Consider the following 22,636-nt stretch of genomic DNA (forward strand, 5'->3'; position numbering starts at 1 on the left):
CTATCGCTCCGGGACGAAATCAGCGTCAAACGCGTCGCAGACGCCGGATCCAGAGGTTCCGGCTCACAAAGGCATAAGCCCGTTCGGTGCCAACTTATCGACACTCTACGCCCCATGGTAGACAACTCCCAGCTTGCCGAGAGCAAGTCCATCCACAGGCGGACCGGCAAGACGTTCTACTACGCCACCCGCCTGCTGCCCCAGCGGGTCCGCCGCGCGACGTACGTCCTCTACGCGTTCTTTCGTATCTCCGACGAGGTAGTCGACAGCGCGGGACAGAGTCCCGCCGGTGGCCGGACGCAGTCCGGCGACGACACCGACTTCACGCCGAAGCAACAGCGAGAGCGGCTCCTCTCTATCCGCGACCAGGCGCTCGGCCGCGAACCGACCGACGAACCGGTCCTCGCGGCGTTCGACGAACTCAGGCGCGAGGTGGGCATCGAGGACGAGGAAGTCGAGGTGTTCATCGACGCGATGCTCACCGACATCGAGAAGACGCGCTACGAGACGTACGACGAACTCGAGGCGTACATGCGCGGGTCGGCGTCGGCCGTCGGCGAGATGATGACCTCCGTGATGGGGCCGGAGGACCCGGCGACGGCGCGGCCGCACGCGCAGAAACTCGGCGAGGCGTTCCAGTTGACGAACTTCCTGCGGGACGTCCGCGAGGACATCGTCGAGCGCGGGCGCATCTACCTCCCGCAGACGACGCTCGCCGAGTACGGGGTGACCGACGAGCAACTCGAACGCTTCGAGGTGGACGAGGCGTTCCGCGACGTGATGCGTCACGAACTGCGCCGCGCGGAGGGACTCTACCGCGAGGGGGTGGCGGGCATCGAGACGCTCCCCGAGGACTGCCAGTTCCCGGTGTTGCTCGCGTCAGTGCTGTACGCCGACCACCACCGACTCATCCGCGAGCGGAACTACGACGTGCTCTCGGCCACGCCGCAGTTGAGCACCCTGCGGAAACTGACGCTCGTCGCCAAGACGGGCGCGCTCTGGTCGCTCTCGAAGGACCCCGAGCGCGTCTTCGCGCGCGTCAGCGCCATCCCGATGGGGAGCGACCACCGCCACGGCCGCCCCGACCACGAGGCGGGCGAGGCCCGTCCCGCACAGTAGTCGGCCCCGCAGCCCGCCCGCTTTCTGCCCCTCCTCGCGGCGTCACACCCCGGCGGTCGACGGCTCCCGACCCCGCCGCTCGGCACGCAGCCCGCGGATGAGGTCCTCGCGCGTGACGATACCGACGAGTCGCCCCGCTTCGACGACGGGGACGCGGTTGACGTCGCCCGCGAGGACGTCGAGCAGTCGGTCGAGGTCGGCGTCCGGCGGTACCGTGACCAGCGCCGTCGTCATCACCTCGCGGACGGGCTTGCGGGCGTTGCGCGCGAGGTCGATGCCGAGGTCGAGGTCGTCCCACGAGACGTCCAGGGCGTAGGTGAGCGTCTCGGAGAACGGCGGCAGGCCGACGGGAAGCCAGAGGACGCGCTCTCTCGTCCGGAACAGGCGGACGAGGTCGCCCTGCGTGACGATACCGACGAGTCGGTCGCCCTCGACGACGGGGAAGCCGTCGAAGTCGCACCGGGCGAGGCGACCCAGTACCTCCCCCACCTCGTCGTCCGGCGAGACGGTCTCGACGGGCGCCGTCATGACCGTACGGGCTGTGAGCATGGTGTCTGTAGGTCGCGAGCGGGGGTAGCGGTTGCGCCGGGGTAATTCGACGTACCGACGACATCCCTACCGCCCGGGCCACGGGACGGACCGCCGCACGTCGAAGTCGAAGCGGTCGGTGTACAGGAGACCGACGCCGAAGACGGCGGCGACGGCGACGGGGACGAGGTTGCCGAAGTAGGCGTTGACGACACCCCACAGGAGGACGAAGCTCACGAGGTCGTCGAGCATGAACGCGCACGCTTCGACGCGTCGGAGGAGGCCTGTCCGGTCGAACCCCCTGTCGAAGGCGACGACGGCCACCGTCGCGGAGACGACCCATCCGAGATAGTTCGAGGCGGGCACGTCGTAGTAGGGCCACTCGCCGACGTACTCCCAGAAGCCGAGCGACACCGCGGCGGGGTCGAGGACGAGGTCCATCGCGACGACGGCGGCCACCACGACTGGGAGTCGGACGAGCGCCGACTCCGCCCGTCGCCCGAGCAGGAGGAGACAGAGCAGGTAGCTGTTCAACACGAGGGGGAAGAAGAAGACGGGGAGCGCGAGGGGAATCTCGCCGAACAGCATCGGCCCGAGGGCCACCTCGTAGCTGAACTCACCGTAGGGCCACCCGGTCGTCACGCCGAGCAGTTCGATACCGTAGGCGTAGGCGGTGAGCGCGAGGAGCGCGACCCCCGCCTTCCGGTCGACGAGGGGGGCCACCCCCGCGACGAGGGGCAGGCGCATCACCAGCACGCCGACGAGGATGAGGTAGGGGTTGAAGTTCAGCGGACCGGGGAGGAGCGACTCGGCGCTGGCGACGAGCAGTACCGCACCGACGACGGGGAAGACGACGGCGATGGTGAAGCGGTTCTCGCGGACGAGGCCGTCGAGGCGGCGCTGGGCGCGTTCGCGGTCGAACCCGGCGACCTCACCCATACAGGAGCACCCACAGGCCCGCCATCGTGATGAGCATCCCGACGAGGGTGTTGATGGCCGGGTACCACCAGTAGGCCTCGCTCACGTCCACCTCCGAGCGGACGATGCCGAGGACGATGACCGGGTACGCCCCGAGAACGGTGGCGAAGAAGGGGTGGACGAGGCCGAAGACGGCCGCCGCCGCCACCCAGCAGACCGCACAGTACAGGTACGTGCGCGACTTCCCGAGGAACGTGGCCGTGGTCCGGATGCCCGCCGCCCGGTCCGGTTCGATGTCCGGAATCGCGGAGAACGTGTGCATCCCCATCGTCCAGAGCCACGCGCCCGCGACGGCCGCCCACGGGGGCCACTCGCCCGCCAGTGCGGCGTAGCCGACGACGCCCGGTAGGACGTACAGGCCGTTCGACAGCGAGTCGAGGAACGGCGTGGTCTTGAACCTGAGCGGGGGTGCGCTGTACTCCGTCGCCAGCAGGCCGAACGCGAGGAAGGCGACCAGCGCCTCCCACGGGAGGACGAACGCGAACGGGACGGCGAGGAGTGCGCTCGCGAGGACGACCCCGACGACGAGTCGCCCGCCCCGGTAGCGCACCTCGCGGTCGTCTTTCTTCTCGTTGTGCTCGTCCACGTCGGCGTCGAAGACGTCGTTGACGCCGTAGAGGTAGACGTTCGCCGGGAGGAGGAAGTACGCGAACAGCGCGAGGGCGAGGGGCGCGAACAGTTCGCCCGGCGTCTCGGCGGCGTAGGTCACGCCCACCACGACCGGTCCCGCGAGGTAGAACCAGAAGCGCGGGCGCGAGAGGCGCAGGAGGTACCCCGACCGCGTCGAGGCGGGCGGCAGGAGGTCGTCGAGGCTGGTCGCGAACGCCATCCGACTCACTCGTCCTCTACGAGCGTGTTCGCCGTATGCTCTCCGCTGATGAGGCACATGGGGACGCCGATGCCGGGGGTGGTGTACCCGCCCGTGAAGTAGAGGCCGTCGACGGCCGACGAGCGGTGGCCGGGCCGCAGGAGGGCCGTCTGTCGGAGCGTGTGCGCGAGGCCGCCGAGCGCGTTCCCGCGATAGGCGTTGTAGCGGTCGGCGAAGTCGGCGACGCAGAACTGTTCCTCGAAGACGATGCGGTCGCGCACGTCGACGCCCGTGTTCTCCGCGAGGTCCGCGAGGACGAACTCGCGGTACTCCTCGCGGAGCGCCTCGGTGTCTTCCAGTCCGGGCGCGACGGGGACGAGGACGAACAGGTTCGAGTGGCCCTCCGGTGCGACCGAGTCGTCGGTGACGCTCGGGGCACAGACGTAGTAGGCGGGTTCCTCGGGCCACCCCGGGTCCGAGAAGATGCGCTCGAAGTGGCCGTCCCACTCCGTCGGCAGGACGAGTGAGTGGTGTTCGAGGGGGTCGATGTCGCCCTCGACGCCGAGGTAGAGGAGGTACGCCGAGGGCGAGTAGGTCTTGCCCGCCCAGTAGTCGTCGTCGTACTGGCGTTCGTGGTCGGGCAGGAGGTGCTGTTCGACGTGGGCATAGTCGGCGTTGGCGACGACGCGGTCCGGGCGTCGCACCTCCCCGTCCGCGGTCTCGACGTGGAAGCCCGCCTTCCGTTTCGTGATCTCGACCACCTCGCTTCCGGTGGTGTAGGTCACCCCGAGCTCCCCGCCGAGTTCGACGAGACCGTCGACCACCGCGCCGATACCCCCGTCGGGGTAGAACACGCCCATGTTGAAGTCGACGTGCGACATGATGTTGTAGAGCGCCGGGGTGTTCCCGGGAGCACCCCCGAGGAAGACCAGCGTGTACTGCATGATCTGCTGGAGTTTGGGGTGCTCGAAGTACTGGGAGACGTAGTCGTCCATCGTCCCGACCAGTTTCAGGCCGATGGGCGCGGCCTTCATCACGTCGAGGTCGACCCAGTCGCGCAGTCGGGGGCGGTCCTCGTAGACGAAGTGCTCCATCGCCACGTCGTAGTGCGTCTCGCTCGTCGCGAGGTACTCCTGCAGGGCGTCGCTCGCGCCGTCCTCGTAGGACTCGAAGGTGTCGAGCATCGTCTCGCGGTCCGCGACGACGTCCGCTCGGTCGCCGTCCTTGTAGAAGATCCGGTAGTGCGGGTCCAGTCGCTGGAGGGTGTAGTAGTCCTCGACCGAGCGGTCGAAGTGTGAGAAGAACCGCTCGAACACGTCGGGCATGAGGTACCACGACGGGCCCATGTCGAAGCGGAAGCCGTCGGCCTCGAGGCGGGAGGCCCGGCCGCCCACCTGTTCGTTCTTCTCGAGTACCTCGACGTCCGCCCCGGCGTCCGCGAGGTAACAGGCCGTCGAGAGACCGCCGAACCCGCCACCGACGACCACCACCGACCGTCCGGCCAGCGGTGAGTCCTGTCGCTGCATACCCCTACGTCGCCCGGCACCGCCTAAAAGGGGACGTTTCGACCGTCACGGAACCACACGACCGCGCCGCCGTCGCCGACTGCGCGGTCGAAACGACGAATAGCCGTCTGGGCGTCTGTCGAATATGGAGGGAACGACTGCAGTCGTCACCGGCGCGAGTCGCGGCCTCGGCGCGAGCGTCGCCCGCCTGTTCGCATCCGAGGGTGCCCACGTCGTCGTCTGCGCCCGCGACGCGGCGGCCGTCGACGGGGTGGCCGAGGGAATCCGCGAAGACGGGGGGAGCGCCACCGCCCTCCGGTCGGACGTGCGCGACGAGTTCGACGTGGAGCGCCTGATGGAGACGGCCGCCCGCGAGGGGCTGGGGAAGGGAATCGACGTCGTCGTCGCCAACGCAGGCGTCTACCACGGCGACCCCGGCCACTCCCCACTCGCCGAGGACGCCTACAGCGCCTTCGACGACCACGTCCGGACCAACGGCCGGGGCGTCTTCACGACAGTCAGGGAGGCGCTCCCGCACCTCGCCGACGGGGCGCGAATCCTCGTCCCCTCGGGGTCCGTCGCCCGCGACCCGAAAGCCGGGTTCGGCTCCTACGCCGTCTCGAAGGCGCTGGCGGAGGCCGTCGTCGGCCAGTTCGCCGTCGAACTCGACGTCCCCGTCTGCGTCGTCGACCCCGGCCAGGTCTCGACGGACATCACCGGGAACGGCCCCGGGCGTGCCCTCGAGGACGTCGCGCCTATGTTCCGCTGGGCCGCGAGCGACGTCTCCGCGGAGGACCTGAGCGGCGCCATCGTCACGCTGAAAGACTGGAAGGGAGTAACGCGCTGAAGGGCGCCTCCCGCGACCGACGATCTTATTAACTAGGATCTACGAGTTGTTAACCAGATGGGTATCACAGACGCCGTCGGGTTCAACGGTCGGTCCGGTTCGCTGGCGGTGGGGGGCGTCGCCGTCGTCGCCTTGCTCGCCCTCTCGGTGGCCGCGCTCTCGGCGGGGCTCTGGAAGGTGACGACCATCGCGTGGGTGGCGTTCACCGCGATGGGCGGCGGCATCCCCCTCGGCGTCAGAGCCGCCACCCGGACCGCCGACGCGACCGGGACGGACCACGAGTTCGGCGCGCGCCGCCTCGTCTGGGGGTACGGCCTCGCCAGCGGCGCGATGATAGCCAGTGCCGCCGCCTTCCTCCTCCCGCAGGCCATCGGCCTCCACCCGAAACTCGGCGGGTTCGGCGTCGCCGCCGGTATCCTCATCGGCTTCGCCTCGCACGTCGTCGGCCACCGCCTCGCGCACCTCGACCTGCCGTTCGACCGCACCGCCGCCCACCTCTCCGCGCACGCCCTCTCGGCGGGCCTCATCATCGGTCTCGTCTACGGGACGATGTCCGAGGTGGGACTGCTCCTCGGTCTCGCCATCGTCTCGCACAAGGGACCTGCGGGCTACGCCGCCGCCCGCCGTCTCGCCCGCAACGGACGGGACGCCACCGTCCTCCTCCTCCCCGCCGCGGGCGTCGGTCTCACGGCCATCCCCGGCGCGTACGTCGGCCTGCCGAGTATCCCGACGATAAACGCCGCCGTCTTCGGCTTCGCCGCCGGCATCTTCCTCCACGTCGCGATGGACTTCCTCCCGCGCTGTGAGATCGGGAGCGAGGTGACGGAGGTGGCGGGCATCGAGGCCGCCGACCACGGCCTCCTCGACCGCCTCCGCCTCCACGCCGTCGCGAGCACGTTCCTCGGCGGGGCCGTCGTCTTCGCCGCGTGGGCCGTCCTCGGGTTCTGAGTCTCACTCCGTCGTCGGGTCCGGGAGGTCCCAGAGCGCGCGCGGGAGGAAGGCGTCGAGGTGGTCGACGACCCGCCAGTCCGAGACGTTCAGCCCCTCGCAGTACTGGCCCGCCGACTCGTGGAGGGAGACGTGAAGGTCATCGCCCTCGACGTGCACGGAGAGGGGGAAGACGGAACAGCGCGCCGGCTTCCACCCGTGGTCGACCTGTAGCCCGCACTGCCCATCGTCGCCGAGGAAGTGACACGCCCGGCCGTCCACGTCCACGTACTCCTCGCGCCCCTTGTCCTCGCGCCCGATTACGTCCCGGTCGCCGACCCGCGCGGTGACCGCTTCGGGGTCGACGTACCGGGCGAGGTCCGCACGCTCGCCGTCGAAGAGGGGAACGCCGCGGTGACAGCACCACGTACACTGGGGGACGCACTCGAAGGTGAGGTCGGGGTCGAACTCCACGACGGCCTCGCAGCCGGGGTGGACCTCGACGCGTCGGTGAAGGGCCTCGCTCATACGCACCACTGTGCGGTACGGTGGCATACCGCTTTCGGCAGTGTCGTGTCCTCCTGCGTGCCTCGCCGACGTGCGACCTCATCGCCGCGCGTCGCCTATCGTGTCGGCACGACGGAGCGACGTATCGGCGTCCTCGGGAGTGGCGACGTGGGGCGAGCGCTCGCGGCCGGGGTCGCCCGACACGGGTGGGACGTGCTGGTGGGGACCCGGTCGCCCGAGGACCTCGCGGAGTGGGCGACGGGGGTGAACGGAACCGTCGCCGTCGGGTCGTTCGCGGCGGCGGCGGGCCACGGCGACGTGGCGGTCCTCGCGGTCCGCGGCACCGCCGCCGAGGACGTCGGCGACATCGAGTCCGCCCGGTACCTCGAAACGCTGGTCCCCCTCTGGGTCCGGTTCGGGTCGGTACTCGGCACCTACGACCACGCGTTCAGGGCCGTTCGCTGAACCGTCGAGTTAGCTGTAGCCGCGCCAGCGGTGGCCACACTCCGTGCACTTGAAGAAGCGCGTGGGCGGTTCGTCGGCGCTCCCGGTCTGTTTGATGGTGTACCACGCGAGGCCGTTGCCGCACTTCTCGCACTCCTCCTTCGCGGTGGGCTTCCCCTCGTCGGCGGCGTCCTCGCTCGTCTCGATGACGTCGTCGAAGGTCTGTGACTCCGTCGAGACGTACTTCGCGGCCTCCTCCTCGTCCTTGGCGACGCGCGCCCCGCAGGACGAACAGACCATCTCGTCGTCCCGTGCGTGCATCAGCGAACCGCACTCGTCGCAGAACTGCATGGCCGTACTGGCGTCGCCGGACGCTTGACTGCTGGGATCTCAGTGGTCGCCCAGCGCCTCGCGTTCGGCGACGACGGGACAGTCCACCACGCGGAAGTGCTCGCGGTCGACGAGTTCCGCGATTCGGGTCCCCTCGTGGGTGCAGGCCACCTCGGGCGGGTCCGCGAAGTGCTCACAGCCCTCGCAGTACGCCGCCTTGGGGACGACGCCGGGATCCGGTGTCTCCTGAGGGGTCTCCTCGTCGACCGACTCGAAGGCCGCGCCCGCGTCGGTCGCCTCGGTCGAGGAGACGTCGAGGGGGGCATCGCCCCCGACGAGGAGGTCACCGTCGAGCGGGTCGTGTGCTGTCGGTTCGGTCGCGCCCGTGTCGGTGTCGTCGCTCATCGTATCTTCCTCACCTCGCTGATGTCGAAACCGGAGTCGGTAATCTGCGTCTCGAACTGGACGATGCTCTCCTCCTCGATGGCCGAGAGCACGCCGCGGAACTGCTGGACGACCATCGTCCGGGCGAGCGTGCTTCCCCCGCGCTCCCACTGGAACAGGAGGATGCCGTCGGTGGCGTCCACCAGTTGCCCGTGTTGCTGGGCGGTCAGCGCCTCCCGGTTGAGGTGGACGAGGACGAGGCCGCCCCAGTCGTAGGCGGCGCGAGCGAGGCCGCGGACGAGCATGGAGATGTCCGCCCAGCCGTACTCGTCGCCGAGCGCGCCGGCGAGGTCGGTCAGCGAGTCGATGACGACGAGGTTGCCGGGGGCGTGTTCGTTGAGTCGGTCGCCGAGCGCCTCCGCGACGCTCGTCCGGTCCTGCGTCCCGAGGTCGGTGATGGCGGTGGTCCGCTCGGTGTACCAGTCGCGGGGGACCGGGCTCAGCCGGAAGTACTCCGCCGAGAGGTCGTGGAAGGTGACGGCGTCCAGTCCCGCCTCCACGAGGTCGTCGTCCATCCCGAGGCGCATCTCGCCGCGGACCTGTTCGGGGTGGTCGGTGAACGAGACGTAGTGGACGCCGCCCGGAAGCTCCGACGCCTCGGCGAGCGTCCCGTAGTAGAGGTCGAACAGCTCCTCGTCGGCGTGGGCGAGGCCGTTCATCAGCGCGCTGGTGTAGACGAACTCCCGCGCGCCCGCACCGGGCTCCCCCGAGAGCAACACGACGCTGCCCGGCGGCGCGCCACCGCCGAGCGTGCTGTCGAGTCGCCGGACGCCGAAGGGGACGCGGTGCATCACGGACGTGACTCGTGGGTGGCGCGGCTTATACTCTCGCCTCGTTTCGGGAGTCGATACTGCCACTCAGGGCTCCATCGGGGCGACGGCGAGCGTCAACGGCGACGACCAGCGCCGCGCCGACGGCGGTGAGGGAGGTGAGAGCCACCCGGTGGGTCCGGAATCAGGCGAGGAAGACGTGCCGTGGCCGGTCGGCGAGGATGTCGCGACCCCACTGGACGGTGTCGCGGAAGACCTCAGAGCGGAAGAAGCCCATCGCGTCCTCCTTCGAGCGCCACTGGCTGGCGATGAACATGTCGTTCTCGTCGTCGACGTTCACCATCAGGTCGGTCTCCCCGTGCCCCACCATGTCCTCGAGGAGCGTCCCGACGGTGTCGAACTTCTCGACGAACTCCTCTCTGTGCTCGGGTTTGACGGTGTAGAACATCCCCATCGTGCCGAACCCGCTCTCCTCGCCCGCGCGCGCGACGATGCCCGGCAGGTCGCCGAGGAACCCGCCCGCGGTGTCGGCGGCGCTCTGGGTCTCCCAGATGCTCACGACGGCGGCGCGGGCGGTCGCCCGCCCCTCATACACCGCCGTCCCGACGTGCGTGTCGTAGCGGTCGAAGCCGTCGCGGAGGTCCTCGACCCTCGGGCGCAACTCGTCTACGTCCGCCTCCGAGTAGAGGACCATCGCGTACACGTCCTCGCCGTGTGGCTTGCCCGCGTAGATGTCGAGGTCGGTCAGTTCGGCGCGGACCTCGTCGTCGAAGTCGCCTTCCTCGGTGGCGTCGCTCGTCGCGGTCCCGCCGTCGAGCGCACCGACCGTCGTCTCGGACGCGCCGGGGAGGTCCGCGAGGAACCCGCTCGCGGTGTCGGCGGCGCTCCCGGTCGTCCACACGGAGACGACGACGACCCCCTCGTCGGTGGACTCGACGCTCGTCTCGACGTGGCTGTCGTAGTGCTCGAAGTTCCCCCGGAGACCGTCGACGGCCTCCCGGACCTCGCTCTCGTCGGCGTCCGAGTGCACGAGCACAGCGTGTGCGCCCTCCGGCGCGTCGATGGAGACGCCGAGACCGGTGAGGTCAGCGGCGACCCCGGCGTCCCCCGTGGTCGCCTCGTCCCGGGAGTCCTCGGTCGGGACGGGGTCGCCCGCGAGCAGTGCGGGCAGGTCGGCCGGCGGGAAGCGCCGCCCGAAGTAGAACTGGCCGAACTCGGCGAAGCGGGACGTCGAGGGGTCGAAGCGCATCTCGTAGAGGAGGTCCTTGACGTCGGTCGGGTCGTCGGCAAACAGCGTCACCCCCCACTCGTAGTCGTCGAGGCCGACGCTCCCGGAGATGATCTGCTTGACCTTCCCGGCGTAGTCCCGCCCGATGTCGCCGTGGTCGCTCATGAAGTCGGCGCGGTCGTCGAACGGGAGGTCGTACCAGTTGACCTCCTCGCCGCGGCGCTTGTCCATCGGGTAGAAACAGACGTGCTCCGCGTCGGGGAGGTCGGGGTAGATGCGCGACTCGATGTAGTTCTGGAGGCCCGTGTTCTCCGTCTCGCCCTCTTCGAAGTATTCGCGGGCGGACTCGGAGTAGCCGGACGCCTCCGTCACGGAGACGTACGAGGAGACCTGCGTCGTGTAGTCGGCGAGCGTCGTCTGCTCGAACTGGCGCTCCGCCACGTCGAGTTCGCGCGTCGTCGGGCGGAGGTGCAACACCATGAAGTCGGCCTTGTGGCCGAGGATGGAGAAGACGGCCGACCACCCCTCCTCGGGGTCCTCGTGGGCCGTGAGGTACTCCACCCCTTCTTCGAGCGCCCGCTCGGTTCGCTCGTCGGGGGCGGCCCGCCACGCCGCCCAGTTGACGGTCCGGAAGTCGTGGAGGACGTACCAGCCCTCGTCGGTCCGCGGTGGTTCGGGCATATTGCGGGTTGGCGTGGGTCGTTGAAGGTCCTTTTGAGTTCGCGCTGCGGGTTGCGCTCGCTGGAAAGCCCAACCGAGGGCTCGCGACGAACCTCCGCTCGGAGTCGGAAGCCTACGGGTTCACGCTCTCTATCTGGGGAAGCGGCGCGCTGTTCATCGAGTCGTTCGGCACGCCGCAGACGGTGACCGTCTTCCTGTTCGTCGCCGAAGCGCTCCTCTCGTATACCACACTCACGTTCCTCGCGTTCGGCAGTCCGCTCTCCGACGACTCGGGCGTGGACGACGTCGACAAGCAACTCGGCGCCGTCTCCGTCATGTCTCCTCGACGCTCGGTAACCTCCTGCTGGCGCGCCTCCTCGTCGCCGTACTCGTCGCACTCGGCGTCGATTCGTGGCTCGCAGCGGTGGTCGTCGGCTCTCAGGCGTGTTCGACGTACAACCTGCTCTTGCTCCTCGAGACCCGCGTGGCGAACGCCCTCGACGACGCCGTCGCGGAGTCGGCTCAGTCGCCCCGCGAGATGTCCACGTCCGGTTCCTCCGCCGAGCGGACCGCGTGGCCGTACTTGAACAGGGCGACGAAGACGACGCCCCCGACGGCGTTGCCGGCGACGGTGACCACCTCGAACAGCGCCCAGTCGGCGTACGTGATGGACGAACTCACGAGCGCGCCCGAGAGCACCTCGATGTTGCCCGCGATGGAGTGGGGCAGGTGGAGGAAGCCGATGGTGAACGTGACGAGGAGGATGACGACGAGGCGGCTGATGGTGTCGCGCGCGGAGGTGAGAATCCACGACAGCAGGCCCATCAGCCACCCGGCGAACACCGCGCCGACGAACAGGCCGCCGGGCGACATCTCGACGAACGTCGACGCGATGCTGATGAACGACGCGGCGTCGACGACGCCGAGTTCCGGCCCGGCGTAGACGGCGACGGGCGCGAACAGGATTCCCCCGAGGATGTTCGCGCCGAGGACGACCACCCAGAGGCGGGCGAGGTCGGCAGTCGACGCCCGCCCCGTGAGTACCGGGAGGACGGCGAGCGTGGTGTGTTCGGTGAACAGTTCGAGTCGCCCGAGGATGACGAGGATGAACCCGACGCTGTAGGCGCCCGCCGTGATGAACTCCATCGTCGGGCTCGCGTAGACGCCGGCGACGGCCGTGTGGACGGCGAAGAGCAGGAACATCCCGATACCGAGGTCGAGGCCACAGGAGAGCGCCGAGAGGAACTGTCCGCTCGCGGGTCGGCGGATGGCGATCAGTCCCTCCTCGACCTGATTTTCGAGGATGGCCGTGTAGTCGCGCTGGGTGTCGTAGTCGGGGTCGGTCATGGAGGCGCCCGTCAGGACGTGGCGTCCGTACTCGCGTCCGGAGAATACTTCTTCCGGCTCCGGAACGGGTCGCGGGTATCGATAGCCCGTCGTCGACGCCGGTCTCCGGTCTCGGGGCCCACACCCCGGCGACCGTCAGCGCAGCAGTTGCGGGGCGAACACCATCAGGAAGACGCTCACGAGCATGACGACGCTGGTGACCGTCGTGATGGCGCTCGTCAGGCGTCGGCCGCCCGGGACCGGGAGCCGGGAGACGACGGCCTCGGTCGACGTGCGCAGGATGTGCCCGCCGTCGAGGGGGAACGCGGGGATGCAGTTGAAGAACGCGAGATTGATGTTGATCCATCCGGTCCAGAACAGGAGGTTCGCCAGCAGGAACAGGCCGCCGCCGAGGAACGACAGCGGACCCTCCACGGTGTAGAAGTTCGTCACCGGGTCGACGAACCCCGCGAAGTTGTAGGGAATCTGCCCGACGGTCCCCGCGAGGGGAAGGAACAGCACCGCGCCGACGCGCTGGAAGAACGTTTCGATGGTCCCGCCCGACCCGCCGAGGACGTTCCGGTAGTAGGACGCCGGGTAGGTGTTGACGCCCACGTCGTCGACGTCAATGCCGCCCGTGCCGACGTGCGGCCCCGAGATGCCGACGAGGCCGGCCTCGTCGGTCGGCGACTCGCCGAGCGTCACCGACACCTGCCGGAGTTCGCCGCCGACGTACACCTCGACGGGGACGGTCTGACCGGGCCGCGTCTCCTCCCTGACGGCCTGGAACTCCTCGACGGTCACCGTCCGCTCGCCGTCGAACCGGGTGACGACGACGGGGCCCTCGGTCGAGTAGCCCGCGTCGGAGAGCGCCGCCTCGAGGCCACCGCCGGGCGTCAGGCGCTCGTAGTACGCCCCGCCGACGAGTTGGAACTCCCCCCTGTCGGTCTCGACGGTGGCGACGGGGGTCGCGGCGAGTGCGTCGTAGAACCCGGCGGTCGTCGAGACGTCCCGGCCGGCGACCGACTGGATGCGCGGCGGGTCGCTGACGTTCAGGTCGCCGACGACGCTCGGCGTCGACCGGGTCATGATGAGCGAACGCTCGACGGTGACGGTCCGCTCGCCGTCGCCTCCGGCGACGGTCAGTTCGACCGCGGACTGCTCCGTCTCGCGGAGGACGCGCTCCAGGTCGGCGCTGTCGGAGACGTTCTGCCCGGCGGCGGCGACGATGCGGTCGCCGCGGTCGATGCCCGCCTCGGCTGCCGGGGACCCGCCGACCACGTCGCCGACGCCCGCGCCGGGGGCGATACCGATGCTCCCGATGACGGGGCCGAACAGGAGGGCGAAGGCGATGATCGTCACCGCGAAGTTGTTGGTGACGCCCGCGGCGAACATCCGGGTCTGGTCACCCCGGTTCGCCCGTTCGCGGCTCTCCTCGTCGGGTTCGACGAACGCACCGATGGGGATGAACGCGAGGAGCGCGAGCCCCATCGAACTGATCTTGATGTCGCCGACGCGGCAGAACAGCCCGTGGCCCCCCTCGTGGACGACGAGACCGATGAGCAGCCCCGCGATGATCTCGGGAGCGACCGACAGCGGGAGGAACTCGTTGACGCCGGGGATGACGAGGACGTTCTGCGGTTCGGTGACGGCGCTCGGTTGCGGGTTGGTGAGCGCGCTGAACCCGGCGAAGAGGACGGCGAAGAAGACGCCGAACATCACCACGATGCCGATGCCGATGCCGAAGTTGCCCCACGCCCGCCACAGACGCTTCGGGCGGGCCAGCCAGTCGAGGAACACCTTCCCGCGCTGGGTGTGTATGGTGGTGATGGGGCCGGAGACGCGGACGGAGTCCGGCAGGAGTCCCCGCGCGCGGAGGGCCATCATCATCACCGTGTAGAGGACGACCCCCGAGAGGACCAGCCAGAGCGTGTCGACCATTACCCGAGAAAAGGGGGGTGACCGGTATGAGAGTTATCCCTCGCGCCTGAGTCGCCGGAGGACGAAGGTGCGGTCCAGCGCGGCGAGAAACGGGCCGAGGCGCGGGCCCTGCTCCTCGTCGAGGAACAGGCGGTAGCCGAGGGTGAAGAAGTCGCCCACCTCGACGCCGTTGGCGCGGGCCACCTCGTATATCTCCTCCTGGAGGGCGTCGGCGTCGGGCGACTCGGACTCGACGAAGTCTGCGAGGGCGTCCAGCGCGGCGGTCTCCTCGTCGGTCACGTCCACCTCGGGCAGGTCCTCCGCGAGGCGGTAGTTGTACTCGTTGTCGGTCCGGACCGCCCACGTTCGGGCTTTCTCCACGCGCGCGAGGGCGTCCGCGACGGCCCAGTCCGGTGCGTCTTCGGGGAGGTGGCCGCTCCGGGTCGCCATCGTCGTCCGCAAGTCGGCGTCGTCGGTCATCCCGAGGACGGCGGCGAAGGTGTAGGGGACGCGGACCTGCCCCTCGCGGACCTCGTCGACGCACATCGGGTAGGCGCGTTCGGCGAGCGCCCGTTCCTGCTCGGAGCCGGACTCCTCGCCGAAGTAGACCCGCTCGAAGCGGTCGAACTCGTCGACCAACTGGTCCAGTCGGTGGACGTCGAAGTCGCGGGCGCGCTTGGGTGCCTTCGTGAAGAAGTACCGGAACACCTCCACTTCGAGCATCGACAGCACGTCGTCGACGGTGATGACGTGGCCCGACGAGGAGGAGAGCGCCTCGCCGTTGTACGTGAACCACTCGTACACCATCGGGACGGGCGGTTCGCGCTCCAGCACCTCGCGGGCGATGTGCTCGCCGCTGGGCCAGGACCCCTCGGCGTGGTCCTTGCCGAACGGTTCGAAGTCCACGTCGAGGACGGCCCACTGTGCGGGCCACTCGAAGCGCCACGGGAGCTTCCCCTCGCGAAACGTCGCCGTCCCCTCGTGGCCGCAGCCCTCGATGACCTGATTGCCCGCCTCGATGTCCGAACAGACGTAGTCGACGGTGCCCGCCTCGACGTCGACCCCGCGCACGTCCTCGGTGATCTTTCCGCAGTTCTCACAGATGGGGTTGAACGGGACGTACGCCTCGTCGTCGTCTATCTTCGCCTGATACTCCGAGAGGACGTCGCGCGCGAGGTCACGCTTCTCGACGAGTTCGCGCGTCACGGCCTCGAACGCCCCTTCCTCGTAGAGGTCCGTGTTCGACACCACGTCGATGGGGACGCCCATCGACTCCGCCATCTTCTCCAGTAGGTGCGTCTGGTGGTCGCCGAAGGAGTCACAGCAGCCGAAGGGGTCGGGGACGCTCGTCAGCGGCTTGCCGAGGTTTCGCCCGAGGGCGCCCGGGTTCTCGGTGTCGCCGAGCGAGACGACCTCCCAGTCGAGCGTCGAGAGCGTCCGCGGGACGCCACGGAGGGGGTCGCGGTCGTCGGCCGTGAACACCTGCCGGACCTCGTGTCCCCGGTCGCGCAGCGCCTCGGCGACGAAGTACCCGCGCATGATCTCGTTGAGGTGGCCGATGTGGGGCACGCCTGACGGCGAGACGCCGCCCTTGACGATGATGGGGTCCTCGGGGTCGCGGGCCTCAATCTCGTCGGCGACGGTGTCCGCCCAGAAGGCGCGGTGTCGCTCGCCGTCGCCGTCCCCGTCGCCCGACTCGTCGGCGGAGAGCGGGTCGCTGTCGAAGGCACCGGGGGCCGTCGAGTCGGACACCTCGGGGTCGTCGGCGCTCACGGGACGACCTCCGTGCCGTCGTGGTCGCCGTCGATGATGGCCCGGCGGATGCGGTCGGGGTCGCTCCCGTCGAGGACGAGCGTGCGGGTGTCCGAGCGCTGGATGATCTTCGCGGCGAGGAGATCGACGGGCGCGTTGCTCCCGGCGCTCATCTCGATGCCGCCGATGACGTCGACGAGTTCGTTCGTGGAGATCTCGTCGTAGCGGGTCGCGTCGGGGTCCTCGTCGGGGTCGGCGCTGTAGACGCCGGCGACGCTCGTCGCGTAGACGAGGAGGTCGGCGTCGACCGTCTCGGCGAGGCCGGCGGCCACCGCGTCGGTCGTCTGGGCGGGGACGAGCCCGCCCATGACGGGCACGTCACCGCGGTGGAGCGCCGTCGCCGCCGTCTCGTAGGACTCGGGAGGTCTGGGCGCGGCTCGCTCGCCGAGTGCGGCGATGAGCAGGCGGGCGTTCAGACGGGTGACGCCGATACCGATCTGGTCGAGGGCCATCTCGTTGGCACCGATGTTGCGGGCGGCACCGATGTACTGGCGGGCGACGCGGCCCCCGCCGACGACCAGCCCCAGTTCGTACCCCTCGTCGAGGAGCGATTCGAAGACGTCCGCGTACGCCGTGACCCGCCCGCTGTCGAGGTCCGGCACGAGGACGCTTCCGCCGACGGAGACGACTGCTCTCATTGCCGGAGGGTTACCGACTCCGCCGCTTAAGAATTGCCAACCACGGACGCCCGCCCGCTGGCGACGGAGCGAAGCAAGGCTAAAGCCCCTCGGCCGGTGTGTTCACGGTATGCACGTCGTCACCGTCGTCGGGGAGGACTCGGCGACGCTCGCCGGGCGTCTCGTCTCCCGACTCGCCGAGGAAGGCCCAGTCGCGTCGGTCACCCGAAACCCGGACGACCGGGAATCCGGGTTCGAGGATGAGTCGGCCACCGTCAGCCACGCCGTCGGCGGCGGCGGGTGGACCGCCTCGGGACCGGAGCGCACGCTCGACGACGTCGTCGACGACGCCGCACGCACGTGCGAGTACCTCGTTGCGGAGGGGTTCGACGCCAGTCGCTACCCCACCGTCGTCGTCGGTGACAGGACGGTCCACGAAGGGGTGGACGTCCTCGCGCGCGGCGAGGGGGCGGATACGGACCTCGCGCCCCTCGTGGAGGCCATCGAAGAGACCGAACCCCACGAGACGCTGGCGTCGCTGGTCGAGGCGGTCAAACGCTCGCCGCGCGCGGAACGCTCGGGTGCCATCGCCACGTTCACGGGGCGCGTACGGGCGAAAGACAGCGAGGACGACGCGCGCACCGAACTACTGGAGTTCGAGAAGTACGAGGGGGTCGCCGAAGAGCGGATGGCGGCGCTCTCCCGGGAACTGGAGGAGCGAGAGGGCGTCTTCGAGGTGCGGATGCACCACCGGACGGGCGTCATCGCTGACGGCGAGGACATCGTCTTCGTCGTCGTCCTGGCGGGCCACCGCGGCGAGGCGTTCCGAACCGTGGAGGACGGCATCAACCGCCTCAAAGACGAGGTGCCCATCTTCAAGAAGGAGGTCACGGTCGAGGAGGAGTTCTGGGTCCACGAGCGCGCGTGAGCGAAATCGGTCCCGATTTCCGTGACGATAACACCACCATAACGGAGACAGGTGGTAATTAACGCCGAGAAATCACTCCCTTACCGATCCTTTATTCGAAGTACCTCAGTTAGGAAACAAAAACTTAGCGCCGGTTCTAAAATTTCTCGGCGTCTCTCGTCGCCTCGTGAAAGGAACGTTTTACTTGTATTCGTGCCGGGAACGGGGTGAAGCAACGCTAACGTTCCTGCCGATATATGCTCTCCAGTGGGAAAGCGGTGGGTGAGGTCACACAGATGAGCGTCACAGCACCCTCCGTCGAGTCCGAGAGCAAGGAAGACCGCCTCCTCGCATACCTGCGGCGCAGCGCCGCGGACGGCGAGATGTACTTCAAGAGCAAGTTCATCTCGGACGACGTCGGCCTCTCGCCCAAGGAGATCGGCGCGCTGATGGTCCGGCTCAGCGACTCCGCGACGGACCTCGAGATCGAGAAGTGGTCGTACACGAGCGCGACCACGTGGCGCGTCGCCCCGGCCTGAATCGCCCGCTAACTGGTCCCCTCCTCCCCGCCGTCACGGGGTTTATGCCGACACGTCTCGTTGTCCGTACCGATGGACGACATCGATGGGCCGAACCGCGGCCCACCGGTCGACGCGTTTCGCTCGGTCTTCCAGGTCTACGAGGCACGTCGCGAGGGCGAGACGCTGCTCTACTTCGGTCGACCGACCGTCGCCCCCGACGTCCTCGAGCGTCGCCTCTGGCCGCTGTTCCGCGAGGCGGGCTACGAGGTGTCCCTACGCGTGCGGACGGGCGAACACGTCCTCGTCGCCGAGCCACGGTCGACGGGCACCGACGGCGTCCCGTGGCTCAACGTGGTCTTCGCGCTCCTGACGGTCGTCACGACGCTCTTCGCCGGGTTCGAGTGGTACGGGCTGGAGGCCGACCTCGGTAACCCGAGGTCGCTCCTCCGGACGTGGCCGTTCGCCGTCGCCGTCCTCGGCGTCTTCGGCGTCCACGAACTCGGCCACTACGCCATGAGCCGGTACTACGACGTGAACGCCAGCCTCCCGTACTTCATCCCCGTCCCGACGGTGTTCGGGACGATGGGCGCGCTCATCCGGATGCGCGAGCGCATCCCGAGCCGACGGGCCCTGTTCGACATCGCCGTCGCTGGGCCGCTCGCGGGGCTGGTCGCCGCCGTCGGCGTCACCGCCGTCGGCCTCCAGCTCGACCCCGTCACGGCGGGGCCGGTCATCGGCATCGAGCGCCTGAACTACCCGCCCATCATCCAGTTTATCGCCCTCGCGACGGGGGCCGACCTCTACCCCGCGGTCGGCCGGGTCAACCCCGTCGTCGTCGGCGGGTGGGTGGGGATGTTCATCACGTTCCTCAACTTGCTCCCGGTCGGCCAGTTGGACGGCGGGCACATCGTCCGGGCGATGCTCGGCGAGCGCCAGGAGACGGTCGGCGCGCTCGTCCCCGCCGCGCTGTTCGGCCTCGGGGGGTACCTCCTGTTCGTCGCCGGCGAGGCCCTGCAAGGGGTCGTCCTCTGGTTCTTCTGGGGCGTCTTCGCCATCGGCCTCGCGTACGCGGGGCCGGCCACCCCCGTCCACGACGAGGCGCTCGACTCGAAACGCGTCGCGCTCGGCGTCCTCACGTTCGTCCTCGGGCTGCTCTGTTTCACCCCGGTCCCCTTCCAGTTTGCCTGAAGGGTGTCGGTCGACTCAGTGGGTGTACCCCCGGTCGGGGAGCGCCTCGCCGTCCATCTCCACGTCCCCTCCCTCGACGACCGACCCGACTGCGGTGACCGGCGTGGGTGAGGCGTCCCGCGCGGCCTCGGGGTCGTCGGTCGTGAACACCAGTTCGAAGTCCTCGCCGAAGTGGACCGCGAGTTCGCGTTCGTCGGCCGCGTCGTCGGCCACCTCGCGGACCGCCCCGTCGACGGGGAGGGCGTCGGATTCGACGGCGAACCCGCAGTCGCTCGCCTCGGCTAGCTGGTGGAGCGACCGGGCGAGGCCGTCGCTGGAGTCCATCATCGCCCCGGCGAGGGGGGCGAGCGCCCGCCCCGCGGCGACCCGCGGTTCGAAGCGAAAGAGGTCGTTGGCGCGCTCGGGTGATTCGGGGAACAGGCGGAGGGCGGCCCCGCTCCTCCCGAGTGTGCCCGTCACACAGACCGTCTCGCCGGGGGACGCCCCCGACCGGAAGACCGGGTGGTCGGTCCGGCCGATGGCCGTCGAGGCGACGGTGAACTCCTCGTGGCCGTCGAGGTCACCGCCGACGTACTCGGCGTCGACGGCTTCGCACACGTTACCGGCACCGTCGAGGAACGCCCGGAGGTCGCCCTCCTCGAAGGTGGGGGCGGCGTAGACAGCGACTGCGGCGCGGGCGGCGGCCCCCATCGCGGCCACGTCCGAGAGCGACGCCCCGACGGCCCGCCACCCGGCGGTGTAGCGCGTCGTCCCGCCGGGGAAGTCCGTCGTTTCGTGGAGCATGTCGGTCGTGACGACGAGGTCGTCGACGACGGCGGCGTCGTCGCCCGCCGCGGGGAGGTCGGCCCCGATGAGCGCGAGGGCGGCACGTTCGTCCATACACCCCCATCGCGGCCCGACAGATAAGGTCCGGTGGCTTCAAGCCGCTCACGGCCGCGCCGTGGGGTATGGACCTGAACGTGCGGGCGACCGCCATCGGCTTTCTCGCCGCACTGGCCGCGCTCGCCGTGTTGCTGTGGGTCATCGGCATCGACACCATCGTCCGGACGATGGGGATGGCCGACCCCGCGATTCTCGCCCTCCTGCCGTTCGTCGGTGCCGCGTGGCTCGTCTCGTGGGGCCTCTCGCTCCGAGTGGTCCTCGGGGTCATCGGCACTCCCATCAGCGTCACCAAGTCCGTGCTCATCTACTCGGCGGCGACGTTCGCCAACAACGTCACCCCGTTCGGGCAGGCCGGCGGCGAACCCATCACCGCCTACCTCATCGCCGACGCGACCGACAACCAGTACGAGTCGGGGCTAGCGGCCATCGCCAGCGTGGACGCGCTGAACTTCTTCCCCTCGCTCTCGCTCGCGGGCGTCGCCCTCGCGTACTTCGGTGCGACGGCGACCCTCGGCAGACAGTTGCGGGTCGCGGGGGTAGCCATCGCCGTCCTCGCGCTGGTCGTCCCGCTCGCTGGCTACGCCCTCTGGCGATTCCGCCTCCACGTCGAGGGGGGGCTGGCCCGTGTCCTCACCCCCATCGCCCGCGGCCTCGCCCGCCCGATTCCGGGCCGCTCGGCGCCCGACGAAGCGGCCGTCCGGGTCCGCATCGAGGGTTTCTTCAACGCGGTCGGCCGCGTCGCCGAGGACCGCCGCCGTCTCGTCCTCGCGCTCGGGTTCGCCACCATCGGGTGGCTCGCGCTCTCGACGTCGCTGTGGCTCTCGCTGTACTCGCTCGGGTTCCGGGTCCCCTTCGCCGCCGCCCTGCTCGTCATCCCCATCGGCTCCCTCGCCTCCATCACCCCGTTCCCGGGCGGACTGGGGGGTATCGAGGGCGTCCTCATCGCCCTGCTGGTCCCGACGACGGGCGTCGACCTCGCCGCGGCGAGCGCCGCCGTCCTCATCCACCGCACCGTGACCTACTGGCTCCCGACGCTGTTCGGGGGCGGTGTGGCGGCGATGTACGGCTTCGACGCACTGTGATTCGGGAGGTTTAGGGGGCGTCCTCGCCCAGAGGCGAGCGAATGGACCTCGGGACGCTCGCCCTGTTCGTGCCCGCGGCGGTCGCACTCATCGTCACCCCCGGACCGGACTCGCTGTACGTCCTCTCGCGGGGCGTCGGAGCGGGGCGCTCGGTGGGCGTCCGCGCCGCCCTCGGCGTGAGCACGGGCGTCCTCGTCCACACTGCGGCGGCCGCACTCGGCCTCTCGGTGCTCTTTCGGACCTCCCAACTCGCCTACGCTGTCGTGAAGTACGTCGGCGCGGCCTACCTCGTCTACCTCGGGGTCGTCGCGATTCGCGGGCGCGACGCCACCTCGCTCGGCGAGGAGGTCGAGGCGGCCGGTGGGGCGGGCGACCGGACGGGAGACGACCGCGCGGGCGGGTTCGCGCGCGGCGTCCTCGTCAACGTGCTCAACCCGAAGGTGGCGCTGTTCTTCCTCGCCTTCCTCCCGCAGTTCGCCTCCGGGGCGGACGCCCCCCTCGAGATGGGCCTGCTCGGGGCGACGTACGCCCTGCTGACGTTCGCGTACCTCGGCGGGGTGGCCGTGTTCTCGGACGCCCTCGGTCGCCGTCTCGACGGCCGCGAGGGCACCGTGCAGGCCGCCTCCGGCGTGGTCCTCGTCGGCCTCGGGGTGGGACTGCTGGCGGAGGGGCGCCTCGGGTGACCCGCGGCGGGGAGAAACCGGGGGACTGCGCCGGGCCGCCGTCGCCGTGCCACACCCACTCGCCCCGGGGAGTCATCGATGTGTTTAAACGGCCCGCGACGGACCGTACGGGTAATGACGACGTTCTACGACGTCCCGGCAAACGACCTCATCGAGGCCGTCGCCGAGAAGCTGGACATCGAGGAACCGGACTGGGCCGAGTTCACGAAGTCGGGGGTCGCCCGCGAGCGAACGCCCGAACAGGACGACTTCTGGCAGATTCGCGCCGCGAGCATCCTCCGCACCGTCGCGAAGGACCAGCCCATCGGCGTCGAGCGACTGTCGAGCCGATACGGCGGCTCCAAGCAGGGGTCGACGCGCTACCGCGTCCGTCCGGACCGCAAGACGAAGGCCAGCGGCAAGGTCATCCGCACCATCCTCCAGCAACTGGAGGAGGCCGGCTACATCGAGACGGCCGAGGGCGAGGGCCGCCGCATCAGCGGTGACGGCCGCGCGCTCCTCGACGAGACGGCGAGCGAGGTCCTCGAGGACCTCGACCGTCCGGACCTCGAACGCTACGCGTAACCCCGCCAAACAGCGTCACGGTTTTACTCCCCACTCCCC

25 protein-coding genes are annotated in these 22,636 nt (G+C 69.6%); 10 read left to right on the top strand and 15 right to left on the bottom strand.

The window, feature by feature from the left end; genetic code table 11:
• Positions 1-114 precede the first annotated feature (114 nt).
• A complete protein-coding gene (locus tag NKG96_RS14250; protein WP_254535670.1) occupies positions 115-1,119 on the top strand; it encodes a phytoene/squalene synthase family protein in 1,005 nt (334 codons plus the stop codon).
• Positions 1,120-1,161: 42 nt separating this feature from the next.
• Here NKG96_RS14250 and NKG96_RS14255 read toward each other — a convergent pair whose 3' ends face one another.
• From NKG96_RS14255 to crtID, 4 genes are all read right to left on the bottom strand, one after another.
• On the bottom strand, positions 1,162-1,668 hold the full coding sequence (locus tag NKG96_RS14255; protein WP_254535672.1) for a CBS domain-containing protein: 507 nt from the start codon (positions 1,666-1,668) through the stop codon (positions 1,162-1,164).
• 66 nt (positions 1,669-1,734) lie between these two features.
• Positions 1,735-2,586, bottom strand: a complete 852-nt coding sequence (gene cruF, locus NKG96_RS14260; protein ID WP_254535674.1) for a bisanhydrobacterioruberin hydratase — start codon at positions 2,584-2,586, stop codon at positions 1,735-1,737.
• On the bottom strand, positions 2,579-3,454 hold the full coding sequence (locus NKG96_RS14265; RefSeq protein ID WP_254535676.1) for a prenyltransferase: 876 nt from the start codon (positions 3,452-3,454) through the stop codon (positions 2,579-2,581). Before NKG96_RS14265 ends, cruF begins: the two co-directional genes overlap by 8 nt.
• A gap of 5 nt (positions 3,455-3,459) precedes the next feature.
• On the bottom strand, positions 3,460-4,959 hold the full coding sequence (gene crtID, locus NKG96_RS14270) for a bifunctional phytoene desaturase/3,4-desaturase (protein ID WP_254535678.1): 1,500 nt from the start codon (positions 4,957-4,959) through the stop codon (positions 3,460-3,462).
• Between the two features lie 124 nt (positions 4,960-5,083).
• Between crtID and NKG96_RS14275 the strand changes: the two genes are divergently transcribed.
• Together NKG96_RS14275 and NKG96_RS14280 are read left to right on the top strand one after the other, a co-directional pair.
• Complete coding sequence (locus tag NKG96_RS14275; protein ID WP_254535679.1) at positions 5,084-5,785, top strand: SDR family NAD(P)-dependent oxidoreductase; 702 nt, start codon at positions 5,084-5,086, stop codon at positions 5,783-5,785.
• A 57-nt stretch (positions 5,786-5,842) separates the two neighbouring features.
• Complete coding sequence (locus NKG96_RS14280) at positions 5,843-6,733, top strand: ZIP family metal transporter (protein WP_254535681.1); 891 nt, start codon at positions 5,843-5,845, stop codon at positions 6,731-6,733.
• 3 nt (positions 6,734-6,736) lie between these two features.
• Here the strand turns inward: NKG96_RS14280 and NKG96_RS14285 are convergent, their stop codons facing one another.
• Positions 6,737-7,240 (bottom strand): hypothetical protein, encoded by a 504-nt coding sequence (locus NKG96_RS14285; RefSeq protein ID WP_254535683.1) that lies wholly within the window; start codon positions 7,238-7,240, stop codon positions 6,737-6,739.
• A 57-nt stretch (positions 7,241-7,297) separates the two neighbouring features.
• On the opposite strand from NKG96_RS14285, the gene NKG96_RS14290 reads away from it, so the two are divergent.
• Positions 7,298-7,684 carry an NAD(P)-binding domain-containing protein gene (locus NKG96_RS14290; protein WP_254535685.1) on the top strand — a complete coding sequence of 129 codons (387 nt, stop codon included), beginning with the start codon at positions 7,298-7,300 and terminating at the stop codon, positions 7,682-7,684.
• Between the two features lie 9 nt (positions 7,685-7,693).
• Here the strand turns inward: NKG96_RS14290 and NKG96_RS14295 are convergent, their stop codons facing one another.
• The 9 genes from NKG96_RS14295 to pyrH form a co-directional block, all read right to left on the bottom strand.
• Positions 7,694-8,014, bottom strand: a complete 321-nt coding sequence (locus NKG96_RS14295) for a transcription factor S (RefSeq protein WP_254535688.1) — start codon at positions 8,012-8,014, stop codon at positions 7,694-7,696.
• A 39-nt stretch (positions 8,015-8,053) separates the two neighbouring features.
• Complete coding sequence (locus NKG96_RS14300; RefSeq protein WP_254535690.1) at positions 8,054-8,398, bottom strand: DUF8135 domain-containing protein; 345 nt, start codon at positions 8,396-8,398, stop codon at positions 8,054-8,056.
• Positions 8,395-9,228 (bottom strand): RAD55 family ATPase, encoded by an 834-nt coding sequence (locus NKG96_RS14305; RefSeq protein WP_254535692.1) that lies wholly within the window; start codon positions 9,226-9,228, stop codon positions 8,395-8,397. The genes NKG96_RS14300 and NKG96_RS14305 overlap by 4 nt, the downstream gene beginning before the upstream one ends.
• Positions 9,229-9,391: 163 nt before the next feature.
• Positions 9,392-11,116, bottom strand: coding sequence for a heme-binding protein (locus NKG96_RS14310; protein WP_254535694.1), 1,725 nt, complete (start codon positions 11,114-11,116; stop codon positions 9,392-9,394).
• A 112-nt stretch (positions 11,117-11,228) separates the two neighbouring features.
• The gene (locus tag NKG96_RS14315; protein ID WP_254535696.1) at positions 11,229-11,432 is read right to left on the bottom strand and encodes a hypothetical protein; all 204 of its coding nucleotides are present in this window, start codon (positions 11,430-11,432) and stop codon (positions 11,229-11,231) included.
• 185 nt (positions 11,433-11,617) lie between these two features.
• Positions 11,618-12,442: a formate/nitrite transporter family protein gene (locus NKG96_RS14320; RefSeq protein ID WP_254535698.1), complete on the bottom strand. Its 825-nt coding sequence runs from the start codon at positions 12,440-12,442 to the stop codon at positions 11,618-11,620.
• 135 nt (positions 12,443-12,577) lie between these two features.
• Positions 12,578-14,362, bottom strand: a complete 1,785-nt coding sequence (locus NKG96_RS14325) for a site-2 protease family protein (protein WP_254535700.1) — start codon at positions 14,360-14,362, stop codon at positions 12,578-12,580.
• Positions 14,363-14,395: 33 nt separating this feature from the next.
• The gene (gene lysS / locus NKG96_RS14330) at positions 14,396-16,114 is read right to left on the bottom strand and encodes a lysine--tRNA ligase (RefSeq protein WP_254535702.1); all 1,719 of its coding nucleotides are present in this window, start codon (positions 16,112-16,114) and stop codon (positions 14,396-14,398) included.
• Complete coding sequence (gene pyrH, locus NKG96_RS14335; protein WP_254535704.1) at positions 16,111-16,791, bottom strand: UMP kinase; 681 nt, start codon at positions 16,789-16,791, stop codon at positions 16,111-16,113. The genes lysS and pyrH overlap by 4 nt, the downstream gene beginning before the upstream one ends.
• A gap of 109 nt (positions 16,792-16,900) precedes the next feature.
• Here pyrH and NKG96_RS14340 point away from each other — a divergent pair, with 109 nt between their 5' ends.
• The 3 genes from NKG96_RS14340 to NKG96_RS14350 all read left to right on the top strand — a co-directional run bounded on the left by NKG96_RS14340 (position 16,901) and on the right by NKG96_RS14350 (position 19,386).
• A complete protein-coding gene (locus NKG96_RS14340; protein ID WP_254535706.1) occupies positions 16,901-17,698 on the top strand; it encodes a molybdopterin synthase in 798 nt (265 codons plus the stop codon).
• A gap of 275 nt (positions 17,699-17,973) precedes the next feature.
• Positions 17,974-18,216 (top strand): DUF7123 family protein, encoded by a 243-nt coding sequence (locus NKG96_RS14345; protein WP_254535708.1) that lies wholly within the window; start codon positions 17,974-17,976, stop codon positions 18,214-18,216.
• Between the two features lie 72 nt (positions 18,217-18,288).
• Positions 18,289-19,386: a site-2 protease family protein gene (locus NKG96_RS14350; protein ID WP_254535710.1), complete on the top strand. Its 1,098-nt coding sequence runs from the start codon at positions 18,289-18,291 to the stop codon at positions 19,384-19,386.
• Between the two features lie 15 nt (positions 19,387-19,401).
• On the opposite strand, the gene thiL is transcribed toward NKG96_RS14350, so the two are convergent.
• A complete protein-coding gene (thiL, locus tag NKG96_RS14355; RefSeq protein WP_254535712.1) occupies positions 19,402-20,265 on the bottom strand; it encodes a thiamine-phosphate kinase in 864 nt (287 codons plus the stop codon).
• A 68-nt stretch (positions 20,266-20,333) separates the two neighbouring features.
• Between thiL and NKG96_RS14360 the strand changes: the two genes are divergently transcribed.
• The 3 genes from NKG96_RS14360 to NKG96_RS14370 all read left to right on the top strand — a co-directional run bounded on the left by NKG96_RS14360 (position 20,334) and on the right by NKG96_RS14370 (position 22,597).
• Complete coding sequence (locus NKG96_RS14360; protein ID WP_254535715.1) at positions 20,334-21,350, top strand: lysylphosphatidylglycerol synthase transmembrane domain-containing protein; 1,017 nt, start codon at positions 20,334-20,336, stop codon at positions 21,348-21,350.
• A gap of 41 nt (positions 21,351-21,391) precedes the next feature.
• A complete protein-coding gene (locus NKG96_RS14365; protein WP_254535717.1) occupies positions 21,392-22,033 on the top strand; it encodes a LysE family translocator in 642 nt (213 codons plus the stop codon).
• Between the two features lie 114 nt (positions 22,034-22,147).
• On the top strand, positions 22,148-22,597 hold the full coding sequence (locus tag NKG96_RS14370; protein ID WP_254535720.1) for a 30S ribosomal protein S19e: 450 nt from the start codon (positions 22,148-22,150) through the stop codon (positions 22,595-22,597).
• Positions 22,598-22,636: the final 39 nt, after the last annotated feature.

This window comes from Halomarina litorea (assembly GCF_024227715.1).
GTDB classification, from domain to species: domain Archaea; phylum Halobacteriota; class Halobacteria; order Halobacteriales; family Haloarculaceae; genus Halomarina; species Halomarina litorea.

Bases quoted from the DNA above. Each gene is read 5' to 3' on its own strand.
- NKG96_RS14310 (WP_254535694.1), bottom strand. From the start codon at position 11,116: ATGCCCGAACCACCGCGGACCGACGAGGGCTGGTACGTCCTCCACGAC.
- cruF (WP_254535674.1), bottom strand. From the start codon at position 2,586: ATGGGTGAGGTCGCCGGGTTCGACCGCGAACGCGCCCAGCGCCGCCTC.
- NKG96_RS14370 (WP_254535720.1), top strand. From the start codon at position 22,148: ATGACGACGTTCTACGACGTCCCGGCAAACGACCTCATCGAGGCCGTC.
- NKG96_RS14345 (WP_254535708.1), top strand. From the start codon at position 17,974: ATGAGCGTCACAGCACCCTCCGTCGAGTCCGAGAGCAAGGAAGACCGC.
- NKG96_RS14365 (WP_254535717.1), top strand. From the start codon at position 21,392: ATGGACCTCGGGACGCTCGCCCTGTTCGTGCCCGCGGCGGTCGCACTC.
- NKG96_RS14280 (WP_254535681.1), top strand. From the start codon at position 5,843: ATGGGTATCACAGACGCCGTCGGGTTCAACGGTCGGTCCGGTTCGCTG.
- NKG96_RS14350 (WP_254535710.1), top strand. From the start codon at position 18,289: ATGGACGACATCGATGGGCCGAACCGCGGCCCACCGGTCGACGCGTTT.
- thiL (WP_254535712.1), bottom strand. From the start codon at position 20,265: ATGGACGAACGTGCCGCCCTCGCGCTCATCGGGGCCGACCTCCCCGCG.
- NKG96_RS14360 (WP_254535715.1), top strand. From the start codon at position 20,334: ATGGACCTGAACGTGCGGGCGACCGCCATCGGCTTTCTCGCCGCACTG.
- NKG96_RS14275 (WP_254535679.1), top strand. From the start codon at position 5,084: ATGGAGGGAACGACTGCAGTCGTCACCGGCGCGAGTCGCGGCCTCGGC.
- NKG96_RS14265 (WP_254535676.1), bottom strand. From the start codon at position 3,454: ATGGCGTTCGCGACCAGCCTCGACGACCTCCTGCCGCCCGCCTCGACG.
- NKG96_RS14285 (WP_254535683.1), bottom strand. From the start codon at position 7,240: ATGAGCGAGGCCCTTCACCGACGCGTCGAGGTCCACCCCGGCTGCGAG.
- pyrH (WP_254535704.1), bottom strand. From the start codon at position 16,791: ATGAGAGCAGTCGTCTCCGTCGGCGGAAGCGTCCTCGTGCCGGACCTC.
- crtID (WP_254535678.1), bottom strand. From the start codon at position 4,959: ATGCAGCGACAGGACTCACCGCTGGCCGGACGGTCGGTGGTGGTCGTC.
- NKG96_RS14315 (WP_254535696.1), bottom strand. From the start codon at position 11,432: ATGACGGAGACGGCGCCGAGTTGCTTGTCGACGTCGTCCACGCCCGAG.
- NKG96_RS14340 (WP_254535706.1), top strand. From the start codon at position 16,901: ATGCACGTCGTCACCGTCGTCGGGGAGGACTCGGCGACGCTCGCCGGG.
- NKG96_RS14250 (WP_254535670.1), top strand. From the start codon at position 115: ATGGTAGACAACTCCCAGCTTGCCGAGAGCAAGTCCATCCACAGGCGG.
- NKG96_RS14295 (WP_254535688.1), bottom strand. From the start codon at position 8,014: ATGCAGTTCTGCGACGAGTGCGGTTCGCTGATGCACGCACGGGACGAC.
- NKG96_RS14300 (WP_254535690.1), bottom strand. From the start codon at position 8,398: ATGAGCGACGACACCGACACGGGCGCGACCGAACCGACAGCACACGAC.
- NKG96_RS14320 (WP_254535698.1), bottom strand. From the start codon at position 12,442: ATGACCGACCCCGACTACGACACCCAGCGCGACTACACGGCCATCCTC.
- NKG96_RS14325 (WP_254535700.1), bottom strand. From the start codon at position 14,362: ATGGTCGACACGCTCTGGCTGGTCCTCTCGGGGGTCGTCCTCTACACG.
- NKG96_RS14255 (WP_254535672.1), bottom strand. From the start codon at position 1,668: ATGCTCACAGCCCGTACGGTCATGACGGCGCCCGTCGAGACCGTCTCG.
- NKG96_RS14305 (WP_254535692.1), bottom strand. From the start codon at position 9,228: ATGCACCGCGTCCCCTTCGGCGTCCGGCGACTCGACAGCACGCTCGGC.